Raw genomic sequence first — 14,615 nt, 5'->3', positions numbered from 1 at the left:
TAGCCAAATAAGCAAGGCAGCCAAGCTTCACTGACAAGTGCCTGTTTTCACGCTAGTATATGCTGATACGCTCGGCAAATAACAATAAAAAACCCTTCTTCGCCTATGAAAACAGTGCTATTTAACACCCATGATCTCGTGCTATTGATCACTTTGTATCAGTGCATATTATTTGGGCTGTGCCTGCTCACTTTTAAAGCAGGTAACAAGCTAAGCCATCTGTTATTGGCGCTATTTTTATTTAGCTATGCCGCCATCCCACTCGATACACTGATTAATTACGGCGAAGCATTTCGAAGCTTTACCTTAGGTATATCAGCTAACCTATTTTATATTTTCGGTTACGCCTACTGGCTCGAGTCGGTGTTGTTATTGTTTTATGTGCGGTCGCTGATTTATCGAGATTTTCGCTTCAAACGCCAAGATTTATGGTTTTTGATGCCGCTGGCGCTATATTTTGTTTATCACCTAGACACTTGGTATTTGCTCTCAGATAGCGAAAAAGTGCTGCAGCTACAACAAAACTATGCAGGTAATGAGGCCTTGTCACAGCGCTTTATAGGCCTTGGTCGGGAATGCTTCCGCTTATTCTGCGCGATTTTATGTTTAGTCGAATTGAGACGCTATCAATCTAAATTAAAAGATAATTTTGCCAATTTAGAAAGCGTCGATCTTAAATGGTTAACCATATTAGTGGTCGGCTTCTTATTCATTAGAGCAGATGCAATTCTAGTCTCGTTGGCACTGTTCTCTTCATTTGAGTTTAACCATCATATTGATTATGAATTGCTTGGGCTTATTTCCAATTATACGGTTTTGGTATTGATCAGTGTGTTGATATTTTTCAGCCTACGTTTTCAAACAGGCCTGAGTGGTATTCGGCAGCAACATCGCCTTAGCGATGTGATGAATAAGTAAGATAAACAGCCTGATACGGCCTACATTACTCAAATAAAAGACTATATGCAGCAGGAGAAACCTTACTTAAACCCGCTACTCACTTTAGATAATCTCGCCTCACAGTTGCAGCTTTCGCCGCGGCTACTGTCACAAATTATCAATCGTCATTTTGAGCAGAACTTTTTTGAATTCATCAATCAGTATCGAATTAATGAAAGTCAGCGTTTACTCAGTGATGCAAGCCTGAAGCACACCACTATCATCGATATCATGGATAAGTCTGGCTTCAATAGTAAAGCCACCTTCAATACACTATTTAAGAAACGTTTGGGGCAGACACCAAGCCAGTACAGAAAACAGCAATTACTCTAAAATCTCTGCTGTTAAGGCATAAAAAAGGGCAGCTTAGGCTACCCTTTTTTGTTTTTTTATTTGCAAGCTTAATCGCGATAATCAAACTGCTTGTTTAAGCGTATATCGGCCACTGACGCACCAAGCATGACATTATACTTGCCCGGCTCTGCCAGCCAATCAGAACGAGTCACATCCCAAAACGACAAGTCGCGCTGATTCAATGTCATTGTCACTGTCCCTGACTGCCCCGGCTCAAGATAAATCTTACTAAAGCCTTTTAGCTCTTTCTCTGGTCGCGGCACACTGGCTTGCATGTCATGTAGGTACAACTGCACCACTTCGCTGCCGGCTCTCGCCCCAGTGTTTGTGACTTTAGCGGTCACAGTTAATGTGTCGCCACTTTGCATACTGGCTGAAGACAACTTGATGTCACTGTACTCAAATTGGGTATACGAGAGACCGTGGCCGAATGGAAACAGCGGCGCAATCTTTTGCTGCTCGAACCAGCGATAACCAATAAACACGCCCTCTTTGTATAATGAATCAACCGCATTGTAGTCATCTAGCATAATTGGCGCTGTGTCTTGCAATAACTTTGGCAAGGTAATTGGCATTTTACCACTGGGGTTAACATCACCAAATAACACATCAGCATAGGCATTACCGGCTTCCATACCGCCATACCAGCCCCATACAATGGCTTTGGCGTCATCGGCCCACGGCATCTCGACTGCAGAACCACCATTGAGGAACACCACAGTGTTAGGGTTAGCTTGTAATAGCTTGCTGATCACCGCATCCTGGCCATTGGGTAGCTTCATATCGATACGATCAATCGCTTCACGATCGTCAGCATGGGATAAACCACCGTAATAAATCACCACGTCCGCCGCTTTTGCCGCCGCCAGATATTCCGCTTCTGGCGTAAACAATGCGCCCGGCGCATCCCAACCCAATGTTACCTGACCGCTACCGGCATATTGCAGTTCAAATTTGTAGGTTTGATTACTGTCTAACTCGATGACTTGCTCAAATACTTGTGCTTTATCAGCTTGCTGACTCATCACTTGTTTGCCATTAATACGCAAACTCGCCTGGCCTTCTAGGGCTAGTTTTAAAGTGTGCTGTCCCGATGCCAGCGGTTTAATATCCGTGCTCATGCGGATAAACTCGGGGCTATTACTACTCGCTTTGTAGGTCGAATTAGCAATCCAATCATCTTGACGTTCAATATGAGCGAAACCGTCATCTTGATAGCGAATTAATTCCCACTGTGGCGTGCCCGTCCAGTGACGCGTTGCCATGTAGTCGGTTGCAATTGGTGCCACACCAGCACTGTTTTGTGCCCGCATCACGGTGATATAAACATCGGCGCCGAGCTTGTTTTTCAAACCTTGCAACGGCGATATCTCGTACAAAGGCTTCACCTCAGATGAGCCACCACCTTGGCTGTGCAGGACATCCGCATTGGGCCCCAACACCAACACATTGTTAATTTTGGCTTGCTCAAGTGGTAGTAGCTGTTGCTCATTTTTCAGCAGCACAATACCTTCGCTAATGATTGTGCGCGCCGCTTCGTGGTGCGCTTGGATATTACGCTGACCAGACAGGCGATACTTGTCCATCATGCCGATAGACAGTTGTACTCGCAGAACACGGCGCACTTTATCATCAAGCACTGACATGGGGACTTTGCCCGCCTCTATCATCTCTTTAAGTGGCTGCGCTAGAAAATAGTCGTCAAAGCTATCAACCGCCGTACCCATTTCAATATCAAGGCCGTTCATCGCAGCATCAAAAGTATTGATATCGACATTCCAATCGGTCAATAACACACCTTTGTAACCCCACTCTCCTTTAAGAATGTCCATCACCAAGTGCTTACTTTGATTGGCATTGGTACCGTAATAACGATTGTATGCACCCATAATAGTATGGGTATTACCCTCTTTAACTGCTGCTTCAAATGCCGGAAGGTAAACCTCTCGCAGCGTCCTTTCATCAGGTTTTGCATCAACACCTATACGATTAAGCTCCTGTGTATTAAGCGCATAATGCTTAACTGATGCCGCTACATCATTTGACTGAATGGCTTTAACTGCCGGTACCACAAGCTTTGCAGCCAAAAACGGGTCTTCACCTAGATATTCAAAATTACGTCCATACAGTGGCAACCTTGCCAAGTTCACACCAGGACCGAGAATCACGTCTTTGTTACGCTGCCTGGCTTCACTGCCCAGCACATTGCCGTGCAGTGCTGCCATCTCAGGGTTCCAACTGGCCGCGACAGCCGTCAATGGCGGTAGATAGGTTGATTGATCATCTTGCCAGTTAGCAGAGTTCCAGCTATATCGTTCAATCTCGTGTCTTACGCCGTGGGGGCCATCAGACATCCACATTTCGTGGATCCCGAGGCGCTCAATAGCGGCAATGGAGAACTTGGCATTGGCATGGGTTAAAGAGATTTTTTCATCAAGTGTCAGTTGTGCGAGCAAGCGCTCTACGTTTTGTTCAACCTCAGCAAGCCGTTGCTGTTTATGCGCTGCATGAACACTAGCGGCTGTTTGTGGCGTATCACTGCCCCCAGCGGCTTCGTCTTGCTTGGCGCTCTGGCAACCAACCGCCGTCACCAACAACATAGATAAAAATAACCGATTACGTTTCATCAAATCTCAATCCCTTTTGTCACTTTGAGTAAGGCGCTACCGGCATCAAATAGGATGGAAATCGCTATTGGCTGCCAGCTTGTTATTTGTACTAGGCACCACATTAGCAAGATTAAATAAAAAGTGGGTTCAAGCTTAGGTTTATTTCCCAAATTTGAACGTTCAAATTCAGGAATACGGGTTATTGAACTTTTGACTCCTTTAAATTCAAAGCATTACATAACACAGTGATTTGCTACGCTTTGTATTTTTGCTGCATTCTGTGGCGGAAAACCCTAAGGATGAGACAAAAAAAATACCAGCTTGCGCTGGTATTTATGTCATTTATACATCTTGCCCCATCATCATTTGGCGTACTTTTACCAGTTGTTTGAAGTCGGTCATTTCCGCTTTAGTCAACTGGCTTGCCATGGGGATATTGGCTTTCATCGGATCAACTGGGCGACCATTTACATGAAACTCATAGTGTAGATGTGGCCCGGTAATGCGCCCAGTATTACCCGACAACGCGATCACTTGGCCGCGACTCACTCGCTGACCTTTGTGCACCAATGGTTTAGATAAATGCAGATAGCGGGTACGATACTTTTTATCATGATCAATCACCACATACTTACCAGCAAAGCGATGTTCGGTCACCAAAGACACAATGCCGTCACCAGGTGCGACAATCTTAGTGCCTATGGGTGTAGCAAAGTCAGTGCCGTTGTGGGGTGACACGCGGCCCGTCACTGGGTGATGGCGATGGCGATTAAAGCGTGAACTGATGCGATAGTTTTTCTGCAACGGAATACGCTGAAATGCCCGTGCTAGGCTGCGACCTTGGTCATCGTAAAAGTTACCATCACTATTTTGGTAGGCATTGATACTGCTGCGTCCCCGTTGAATGTGGACACCCAAAATATCACTGTTACCGGTTGCGGCACCGTCGATAAACTGATCATTAATCAAAACAGAAAATTTGTCACCCGCACGTAAATCGCGGGCAAAATTCAATTTCTCTTTCAGTAGTGATTCAATTCGCTGGATCTCGCCGGCGTTCAGACCCATACGTTGGGCTGATAAATAGAACGAACCTTGGATATCGCCAATCACACTGCGATTGCGCCATATCCCCTCAATATTGATTTCATCAACTTTAAACTCACCGTCATCATAACGGCTAAACACGACCTGACGTGCGGCGTTAAAATATAACTCTAATTGCTGCAGCTTGCCTTGGTCATCAAGCCAAAACTGCATTTTATTGCCGGGCATCAAGGTATCAAGTGCCAAGACATTCAAATCAGCTTCTAAAACACGGTACATGGTCTGCTGATCAACACCAGCCTGTTCAAACAAACCACTGAGCGTATCGCCTTTGGCAATGGTTTTAACGAAGTCTGCCTGTTTGACCAAGGTTTCGGTCTGTTCGCTAGGGGCGATTTGGGCAATGATATTCTCAATATCAAGCTCAACCGGTATGCGGGTTGGTAGATACTCTTGTTGATTCGGCCACAATATAGCCGCGCCTATCATTAATACGGCACCCATGAGGATTTTTTTATGGGGGCTGGGCAATGCCTGTAAACGATTTGGCGACATTTTAAAAAAAGAAAATTTACTTGCTAACAACCTGCGCCTCAACTCTCATCATCGTTATTATCAATAAAGCCAGAATTCCGTGCTAGACGGAACTAAACGTCCTTTTATATCAAAGATTGCTGCAGATACAAAATGATCCATGCAACAAAACCTGCATAAATATTCGTAAAGATAGTGGCTATTGACAATAAGCGACCTCATTTTAGTCTTCGCCAACCAATAAAAAGCCCGCAAAAACTGCGGGCTAGAATTCAAATATTAGTCGGTCTACGGCGCGCTCTACGCCCAACTTTTCAGTTGACAATCAAACCTAGTGACAATGCTTATGCGCGACAAACACGAGTTATGCTGCCATTGGCAGATTTGGTGATCTCTATGCGGCTACTTATCTGCTCTTTCATTTCTGAAACATGGGAAATAACGCCCACCATACGACCCGCTGACTGTAAATCTATCAAGGTGCGGATGGCCAGTTCCAAAGAGTCTTGGTCTAGACTGCCAAAACCCTCATCAATAAACAGCGTATCAAGTTTAATACCGCCTGCGTATGTCTGCACCACATCCGAAAGTCCAAGCGCCATAGACAGCGCCGCCATAAAGCTCTCACCACCGCTAAGAGTCGCTACTGGGCGAACTTTTGCGGTATAGGCATCTTCTACTTCTAACTCCAAGCCTGAGGCTTTGTTGCCCTTCGCTCTGTCCTCTTTGCGCAATAGTCGGTAGCGGCCTTTGCTCATCAACTGTAGTCGCTCACTCGCGGCTAACAACACATCGCCTAGCAAAACGCTCAGCACGAAGCGTTGCAAACTGATTTTATTCCCCGTTTGACCATTGGCAACATCGGCTAAGGTACCCACTACGGCGTATTCATCCTCTAGCTGTTTAGCCGCAGCATCGGCTTGCTCTAGCTGCTTTTGGGTCTGCACAAGCTGCGTCATCCGCCCTTGCAGGGCCTGCCATGCGGTTTCAGCAGTTTGCTGCGCAAGTTGAGCCTGCTGGACCTGCTGTTCCACCTCAGTCAAATTGGGCGTAACTTGCTGCGCCAATTTTTCGTTTAGCTGTGACAAACGGGCCTGGTTCTCAATTCGCTGCTGTCGCTCATTCGCGATTTCTGTGGCTATTTGTTGCAACACATCAGCCGGTAATAAGGCCTGTTGCAATGCTTGTTGACTATCAAAGCCTTGTTCAGCCAGCGCGGTATTAAGCTCATTGAGTGCCTGCTGTTGTAACTCGATACACTGTGACTGGCTTTGCTGGGCCGCAGTGACAGATGCGCTATGTGATGCATCAAGCTCACGGGCATGGCTATAGGAGTGTCGAGTCGCATTAATCGTTTGCTGGCGCTGCTCAACGTCAGTCGTTAATTGTTTTATGGCTGATTGCAGAGCATCAAGACTGCGGTAGTCAGCCGGAATATGATTTTCTGCTTGCTCAACTTTGCCCTGCAAACTAGAAACTTGCTGCTGTAATTCCTGAAATCGCTCGCGTTCTAACTCCAATGCATTGCGTTGTTGCTGTGCACTGGCTTCTCGTTCATTAATTTGTGATCGCAGTTGACTAAGCTGCTCAGCCCCTTGATTGGCTTTGGCGAGTAGTTGCTGCTTGAGTAGTAATTGCTGCTGCAGTTCATCAACAGACTGTTCACTGTACTGCGCCAACTTATTTTGCAATTCATCAGCTAATTTCTGTTGCTCTTGTAATCGCGTTTGCAGCGCCGCGTATTCCGATCGCGCCCGAGTGAGCGAAGAGTTTGCGTCCTCTTCTGCTTGTTGTGCCTGGGTGAGCTCCTCCTCACTGGGCAAACGCTCATCACTGGTTGCCAAATTCGGATGTTGCTCACTTCCGCAAACCGGACAAGGCTGACCCTCATTGAGTTGCATGGCTAAACTGGCAGCCTGGCCTTGATGCCACACTAACTGCAATTGGCGATGAGTAAGCTGGGCTTGGCTAAACTTATCACGCAGCAATTGCCCGTGCTGTTTTGCCTGTGCTAACTGCTGCTCTGTTTGTTGTACCAATGACTTTGCTTGCAACCACCCTTGATAACGCTCAATCATCTCACTAAGGTGACTGACAGCCTGACCGGCACTCACTTGCTCAGCAGCAAGGTCCTCTAGTGGCGGAATTTGTAACTTAAGCTGCTCAATTTGCTGTTGTAACTCATCAAATTGCTCGCGCGATTTGCTGCCACTGAGTTTAGCTTGCTGTAAAGCGCTGCTCGCTTGCTTGGCCGCTTGATACAGTTCATCTAACCCGCTGAGCTGCGGCACTAACTGGCTTAGCTGCTGCAGTTGTTGCTGCAGTTGCTGCAATTGCTGTTCTTGTTCGGGCAGCGCATCAAAGTGCTTTTTAGCCTCAATTAGGGCTTGCTCACTTTGCTGTTTAGCCTGCTGCGCAGTTGCCATTAATGTTTGAGCTTGCTTAAGCTCGACATCACGTGCGGCGCTGCCATCAAGTAGCGGTTTGAGTTGTTGTGCTTTATGGCCATTATCTAGTTGCTGTTGACGCTGCAACAATAGTGGCTCATTACTCTGAAACTGTGCTTGGGCCTGCTCAAGTTTGCCCAGTTCATTAAAATCATTAAGCAGTACTTTGGCGGCATCAAGTTGTTTACTGGCAGAAATCAGTGACGATTTAGCTTGTTCATTGTCAACTTTTGCCTGAGTCAGGCGCGGCTCTAGGCCACTAATTTCGTCACGTAGCGCGTCATCGGAGCTGACTTCAATATTGAGCAGCATACCATCACGTTTATTACGGTGTTCACGCACCGCGTTTCTGATATTGGCGGCCTGAAACTTAAGTTTATCTTCTATTTTACGATAGATATGAGTTTGAAACAGTTGGCTAAAAATCTTCTCACGCGCTTTAGAATCAGCCATTAATAATTCACGAAACTTGCCCTGTGGCAGCACCATTACTTGGCGAAATTGATCTACATCTAACCCGGTCAGCAATTCAATTTCCGCTGTCGCCTCCGACACTTTGGTCGCGACCAAGGGCGTGTGTTCACCATCAGCTTCAATACGATATAGCTGTGCTTCGCTCTTTTGCACTGTATGACCATCGCCACTCTTTTTCAGGCGCTGCTGCTCTGGTACCCGCCGAATTAAATATCCATCGGTCCCCAACTGAAATTGAAAACTCACCTCAGTAAGCAGATCTTCAGCCGCTAGATCACAGCGCATTTGGCTGCCTTCACGCTCATCGCCAGTTGTTTTGCCATATAGAGCAAAACAAATTGCATCAAGGATGGTTGTTTTGCCTGCCCCGGTAGGGCCGTTGATCAGAAATAGCGGGTTTTCTCCCAATGACGTAAAGTCGATGACTTGCTTAGTCGCAAAGGGACCAAACGCCACCATAGTTAATACTTGTGGTCTCATTGGTTGTCCTCTGACTTATGCAACGCATCTATGGTTTCTACCATTAACGCTTGTTGTGAGCGCGTTAAGGCAACGCCAGAAACCTGTTCAAAGAAATCACTGAACATATCTAGCTCACCTTTTTTAATATGATCGGCCCGCACTGCCAGGCTATCACTGCTCGCCATTAAACCGGTTCGCTCTAGATGCAGCACATTGGGATAAACACTACGCAGCTTGCCCATCGCATCGAGTATTGCCTGCTTGTCACTCAGGCGTACCATAATATAGTCGTCACGCAATGGATCGTTAAGCCCCTTAGCCAACAGCTCCTCTAATGCCCCTTCAATAATGCGCACATCTCGCTTAGCCTGCAGCGGCAACAACTCAATATGCGGCGCATTAGCAGGCGTCAACTCAACCAAAGTGACTGACTTATTTTGCTTTTGTTCACTAAAAGAGTATTTCAAGATAGAGCCCGAATATCGAACATTGGCCAGACCTTTGTATTGCGGCCCATGCAGATGACCTAACGCGGTATAGTCAAAGTTTGTAAATAGGCTAGGTGAGATTTTATCTGCCCCGCCTATGCTCAGAGGACGTTCAGATTCTGACTCGCTGCCCCCATCTAAAAAACAATGTGCTATCACCACTTTGGGTAGCCCCTGGCTATCATGGCTGCTGACGCCCTCGAGCAGTTTGGCCATGGCTTGTTCATGACTATTCACGTCACAATCATAAAGATGACGCACTGTGGCAGGCTCGGCATACGGTAGCGGGTAAAACACCGCATCGCCGCTTTCACTATGCAGCACAATAGGGTCTATTTGCGCGCTTAGCGGCCCTTGAATATAGAGGCCAGCCTCTTGCAACTGCCGAGCAGCGAAACCCAAGCGTTCATGGCCGTCATGGTTACCCGCTATCATGATCACCTTTATCGCTAACTCATTGACCAATTGATTGACCACTTCATCGAGCAGGGCGACGGCACTGGCTGGTGGCACTGAGCGGTCATAGATATCACCGGCGATGATCACAGCGTCAACTTGATGGCTGCGAGCCAAATCGACTATCTGCGCCAGAATATAGCGTTGATCTTCAAGCAGACTTTGATTGTGTAACTGACGACCAATATGCCAATCAGAGGTATGGATAAATTTCATGAATTCTCATCGTTTGATTAAACTTGCTGACCTAGCTTACGGTGTTGATTCTTTGCAGCCATTAGACAACCACAAATTTTGTAACCGCTTGGTCGGTAGAACTTGCTGGTTAAACCTTTTTATTTCTAGCAAGACCTGACAAATTTGTTGTCTCGCCTGTTCCACTTGTTGAGATTTTTCCGCATCGCTTAAGCCCGGTTGACGAAAGGCAGCCACAAGCTGTGCATGATGAGATTCGATATCTTTGCATAGCTGCAGTAATAATTGATCGTCTATCACTGCATCAACGGTTTTTGTACCAATTTTCAGTGGTGCTTTGGCGCGTTTATTGGCACTGCGAATCGCCTTCTGCGGTACCTGTTTGTCATTGCTTTTAGCGGCATAGTAAGCTTGAACTAAAGTCCCTAACGCACTAATTCCCGCAACTAATAGTCCTGCTAACTCCACCTCATGCTCCATTGACCGTGAACGCTGACCTAGGGGTTGTCGCGCTGCCATAAGCGCTGATTTATCGAATAGATTGGCCAACGGTAACACGAAGTGTTTACTGTCTCAAACCTAACGTTTCACTCACCGATAATTTTTAAGTAAAGCGTAATAAAATCAATTGTGTGAATCAGATCACTTCTGGGTGTGACACAGTGTCGCAGCTTGCACCATTTAGATTGTTCGCTGCGGGTCAATCTGCGACAAAGGCATCAACAACCGATAATAAAAAAGGCCATTCACATGAGCTGTAAAGTGAACTACTTGGTGATAGCGACCGCCGCTGCCCTGCCACTGACTGGCGCTTATGCCGACGCGCCGGCACATTGCGATGACAAAGTGTGTGATGACTATATAGTTGTGACGGGTGAGGTGATGCGTGAACCAACCAAAGTCAGTAGCGATCCTAAAAAGCCGAGACTACCTTTGCCGGCCTATGACGGTGCAGGTTTTTTGAAAACGATACCAGGTTTTAGCGTAGGTAGAAAAGGCGGCGCTGGTGGCGATCCCACCCTGCGTGGAATGGGCGGTTCACGGGTCAGTATCGTTGACGATGGTCAACATGTGGCCGGCACCTGTGGCGGTAGAATGGATCCACCTACGGCTTATATTTACCCAGAATCCTATGACAACATCACCGTAATTAAAGGACCCCAAACGGTAAAATATGGCCCGGTCGGTTCCGCTGGCACCGTGCTGTTTGAAAAAGATCGTCATAGCTTTAGCGAAAAAGATATGGAAGGACGAGCCAGTGTTACCGGTGGCAGCTTTGGTCGCCAAGATTATCTGGTTGAACTAAAAGCGGGTACCGACATGCACTATATCGATATGGACATCAATCAATCAAAAAGTGATCACTACCAAGATGGTGACGGCAATACCATACAGTCAAGTTATGATCGCAACAACTACAACTTTGCCCTAGGTTGGACGCCCGATGACGATACCGTGATCGAGCTGGCGTACGGGCGCTCTAGTGGTGAGGCCGAATACGCCGACCGCGCCAATAAAGCCCGAGAAATCAGCAATGAAAACCTAAGTCTATTGACGCAAATTGATTTGGATAGTCACTGGTTCGAGCATGTAGAGCTACAACTATACAGCAACGAAAACGATCACATTATGGACCAGTTTGACCAGGGCAATAACGCTGGCACCAATGTTCGCCGCACTACTTTCGGTGGCCACTTATGGCTGGAACTGGCCTCAACAGACAACTGGCAAACCACGCTAGGTGTCGATTACATGGACAGCTTACATGAAGGCCGCAGCATCAACCCGGCAATAGATAGTGGCCTTGACGACCTTCTAAACAAGCCATTTAACGATAATATGCGTCACAAAAACATAGGCGTATTTGTCGAGTCTAGTTACCAAATTGGTCAAGGAAAAGTACTCGCCGGGGCGCGGCTTGATCAATGGCAAACGGAACTATTTGTCGCCCAACAAGGGCTGCGAGAAGATGATTTAGTCAGTGGTTTTATTCGGTATGAATACTTAGTTGGCAATAGCCAGTACTATATCGGTGGCGGCCACGCCACCCGCATTCCTGATTACTGGGAGTTAATGAAAGCAGATATCGATGACCCGGCACAGAAATCCTTTAACTTAGCACCGGAAAAAACCACCCAATTAGACGTTGGCTGGATTTATCAGGCTGAAGTCGAGATATCATCTTCGTTCTACTATGGCAAAGTTAAAGATTACATTTTAATCGACGCCAACACAGACAAAACCTCCGCCTACAACGTTGACGCCACGATTTGGGGAGCGGAATTGAGCTTAACCTATGAGTTTAATGAACATTGGTCGACCATAAGTTCGGTCAACTACAGTCATGGTGACAATGACACAGACAACACCCCATTAGGACAAATATCTCCCCTAGAAGGACGAATCGCACTTAACTATGAGCGCGGAAACTGGACTGCGGGGTTATTGTGGCGCATGGTCGCCGCACAAGATAGGGTGGCAATTGGACAGGGCAACATCTCTGGGCAAGATTTAGCGGAAAGTAGCGGCTTTGGTACCTTGGCCATCAATGGTGCTTGGAAGCACGATGATATTCTTATCAGTTTTGGGGTTGAGAACCTATTTGACATTACCTATGCCGAACACATCAGTCGCTCTGGTGCTGGCAACGATATTCCCGGCAGTGAACCCCTGTTCCAAGTTAACGAGCCGGGGCGAACCGCGTGGCTAAAGCTCGACTACAACTTTTAACGAGTCTATCTGCAGCAATGCCTTGCTCATCAGAACAAGGCACTGGCTTTAAATCCACCCAAACAGATCATACTGACTAGATAGCAGCTTAATACTCATCGCGATGGACATGGTTACCACCAATGGCTTAATGATTTTAGTACCCTTAGTGATCACCAGTCTAGATCCCAATGTGGCCCCAATAGCCTGACCTATTAGCATGATAAATCCGAGCAACCAAAACACTTTCCCGCCGATAGCAAAGAAGATGAGCGACGCAATATTGGTAGAAAAATTGAGTATTTTTGCATGTGCTGTGGCCTTAGCCAAGCCATATCCGGCTAACGAAACAAAAGCTAAAGCAAAGAAACTGCCGGTACCTGGGCCAAAGAAACCATCATAGAAACCAACACCAAGGGCTGCAGTGAAACCGAACATACTCGGCGTTAATACTTGATGTCGATCTTGCTCACTAATTTTCTTTGAAAATAGAAAATAGCCGCCGATAGCCAAAATGAGAAATGGCAGTAATAACTCTAACACCGAGGTGTCTACCATTTGCACTGCCACGGTCCCCAACGCCGAACCGATAAAGGCGCACGCAATGGCCAATTTCATCTGCGATAATTTAACCATCCCTTTGCGCACGAAATATAAACTGGCGAAAAAACTGCCGCCACAAGCCTGCAATTTGTTGGTCGCTAATGCTGCGGTCGGTGGTAAGCCTGCCCACATCAATGCCGGAATCGTTAACAATCCTCCTCCGCCAGCAATGGCATCAATAAAGCCGGCTAAAATGGCCACAAAAAACAGTAGTGCGATTAATTGGTATGAGAGCTCGATGGCCATTTAGTGATCCGTAAACGATGACAATATAACAGCTTGCTATTAGACGCGGTTTGCTTGCCAATTTCAAAGGAGTTATTATCCACTTGTGTGAGATATTCTCACACTAATTATGTCACCATACAGGAAAAACTGTGTCTTACACCTTACCGCCAATGACCACTCTACGGGTATTTGAAGCAGCTGCTCGGCACCAGAGCTTTAGTTTGGCTGCCAAGGAGTTATTTCTCACCCATGGTGCAATTAGTAAGCAGATAAAACAGTTAGAAAGTGATTTAGGCTGTGCGCTTTTTACTCGCCAACACCGACAGGTGAGCCTTACCACAGCTGGGCAACGCTACTTATTACAGATTCAAGCTGCTTTGGCGACAATAAGCCGTGCCACGACTGACATTCGCACCGCTGGTACTGACAATCAATCGCTGTCAATAAATGTGTTACCTAGTCTTACCATTAACTGGCTTATCCCCCGGATGGAAGAATTTAAACAACGCTACCCGCATTTGTACGTGGACTTGTCTATCGGTGATTTTAATGTCGATTTCAATCAGCATCGCTACGATATCGCTATTCGCAGTGTCACTAGCGCGCCCCAAGGCTGTCAGTACGTCAAGCTTATGGATGAAGATCTCTGTCTAGTCTGTAGTCCGCAACTCGCAACCACATTGCACAGCCTCAATGATATCAATTCATTAACGCTACTTAAGCACACAACACGACCAGAATTGTGGCCGCTTTGGTCAAAACAGGTGGGGGTTACGCTTAATAATGATAAGAAGTTTGGTATGGAGCATTTTTATATGCTTAGCCAGGCGGCAGTCAGCGGTATGGGCATCGCTCTAATCCCGCGCTTTTTTATCGAACAGCAACTCAGCGATGGCAGCTTAGTGATCCCATTTGATAATCACTTTACCAGTCCTTACAGCTATTATGTACTGTCGCCGCAAGCGCAGCGCCTTCCTGCTAAGGCGCAAGCCTTCATCGATTGGTTACTAGAGATATTCGCCCCCTATCGACATTAGCGCCCAGCTTTGCAAACAAAGTGACAAAGTCGG

Annotated in this window: 10 protein-coding genes; 4 read left to right on the top strand and 6 right to left on the bottom strand. The window is 46.7% G+C overall.

The genetic code is table 11. The annotated features are described in order from the left end of the window. Window positions 1-105: 105 nt before the first annotated feature. Both L865_RS23680 and L865_RS25880 read left to right on the top strand, forming a co-directional pair. Window positions 106-918 (top strand): hypothetical protein, encoded by an 813-nt coding sequence (locus L865_RS23680; protein ID WP_245608431.1) that lies wholly within the window; start codon window positions 106-108, stop codon window positions 916-918. A gap of 45 nt (window positions 919-963) precedes the next feature. Next, window positions 964-1,272 carry a helix-turn-helix domain-containing protein gene (locus L865_RS25880; RefSeq protein ID WP_245608430.1) on the top strand — a complete coding sequence of 103 codons (309 nt, stop codon included), beginning with the start codon at window positions 964-966 and terminating at the stop codon, window positions 1,270-1,272. 68 nt (window positions 1,273-1,340) lie between these two features. On the opposite strand, the gene L865_RS0112410 is transcribed toward L865_RS25880, so the two are convergent. The 5 genes from L865_RS0112410 to L865_RS0112390 form a co-directional block, all read right to left on the bottom strand. Then, a complete protein-coding gene (locus tag L865_RS0112410) occupies window positions 1,341-3,920 on the bottom strand; it encodes a glycoside hydrolase family 3 C-terminal domain-containing protein (RefSeq protein WP_028773540.1) in 2,580 nt (859 codons plus the stop codon). 324 nt (window positions 3,921-4,244) lie between these two features. After that, window positions 4,245-5,504 carry a peptidoglycan DD-metalloendopeptidase family protein gene (locus L865_RS0112405; RefSeq protein WP_028773539.1) on the bottom strand — a complete coding sequence of 420 codons (1,260 nt, stop codon included), beginning with the start codon at window positions 5,502-5,504 and terminating at the stop codon, window positions 4,245-4,247. Between the two features lie 323 nt (window positions 5,505-5,827). Continuing rightward, window positions 5,828-8,884, bottom strand: coding sequence for an AAA family ATPase (locus L865_RS0112400; RefSeq protein ID WP_028773538.1), 3,057 nt, complete (start codon window positions 8,882-8,884; stop codon window positions 5,828-5,830). Continuing rightward, complete coding sequence (locus L865_RS0112395) at window positions 8,881-10,026, bottom strand: exonuclease SbcCD subunit D (RefSeq protein ID WP_028773537.1); 1,146 nt, start codon at window positions 10,024-10,026, stop codon at window positions 8,881-8,883. The genes L865_RS0112400 and L865_RS0112395 overlap by 4 nt, the downstream gene beginning before the upstream one ends. 36 nt (window positions 10,027-10,062) lie before the next feature. Then, entirely contained in the window at window positions 10,063-10,473 is a 411-nt protein-coding gene (locus tag L865_RS0112390; RefSeq protein WP_157577557.1) for a hypothetical protein, read from the bottom strand. Between the two features lie 282 nt (window positions 10,474-10,755). On the opposite strand from L865_RS0112390, the gene L865_RS0112385 reads away from it, so the two are divergent. Then, a complete protein-coding gene (locus tag L865_RS0112385) occupies window positions 10,756-12,735 on the top strand; it encodes a TonB-dependent copper receptor (protein WP_051484583.1) in 1,980 nt (659 codons plus the stop codon). A gap of 48 nt (window positions 12,736-12,783) precedes the next feature. Here L865_RS0112385 and L865_RS0112380 read toward each other — a convergent pair whose 3' ends face one another. Continuing rightward, window positions 12,784-13,563 carry a TSUP family transporter gene (locus L865_RS0112380; protein WP_028773534.1) on the bottom strand — a complete coding sequence of 260 codons (780 nt, stop codon included), beginning with the start codon at window positions 13,561-13,563 and terminating at the stop codon, window positions 12,784-12,786. Window positions 13,564-13,715: 152 nt separating this feature from the next. On the opposite strand from L865_RS0112380, the gene L865_RS0112375 reads away from it, so the two are divergent. Further along, window positions 13,716-14,582: a LysR substrate-binding domain-containing protein gene (locus L865_RS0112375; protein WP_037471084.1), complete on the top strand. Its 867-nt coding sequence runs from the start codon at window positions 13,716-13,718 to the stop codon at window positions 14,580-14,582. Window positions 14,583-14,615 lie beyond the last annotated feature (33 nt).

It is taken from the genome of Shewanella waksmanii ATCC BAA-643, from assembly GCF_000518805.1.
Lineage (GTDB): Bacteria > Pseudomonadota > Gammaproteobacteria > Enterobacterales > Shewanellaceae > Shewanella > Shewanella waksmanii.
This window is presented reverse-complemented; position numbering and strand designations above follow the sequence as displayed.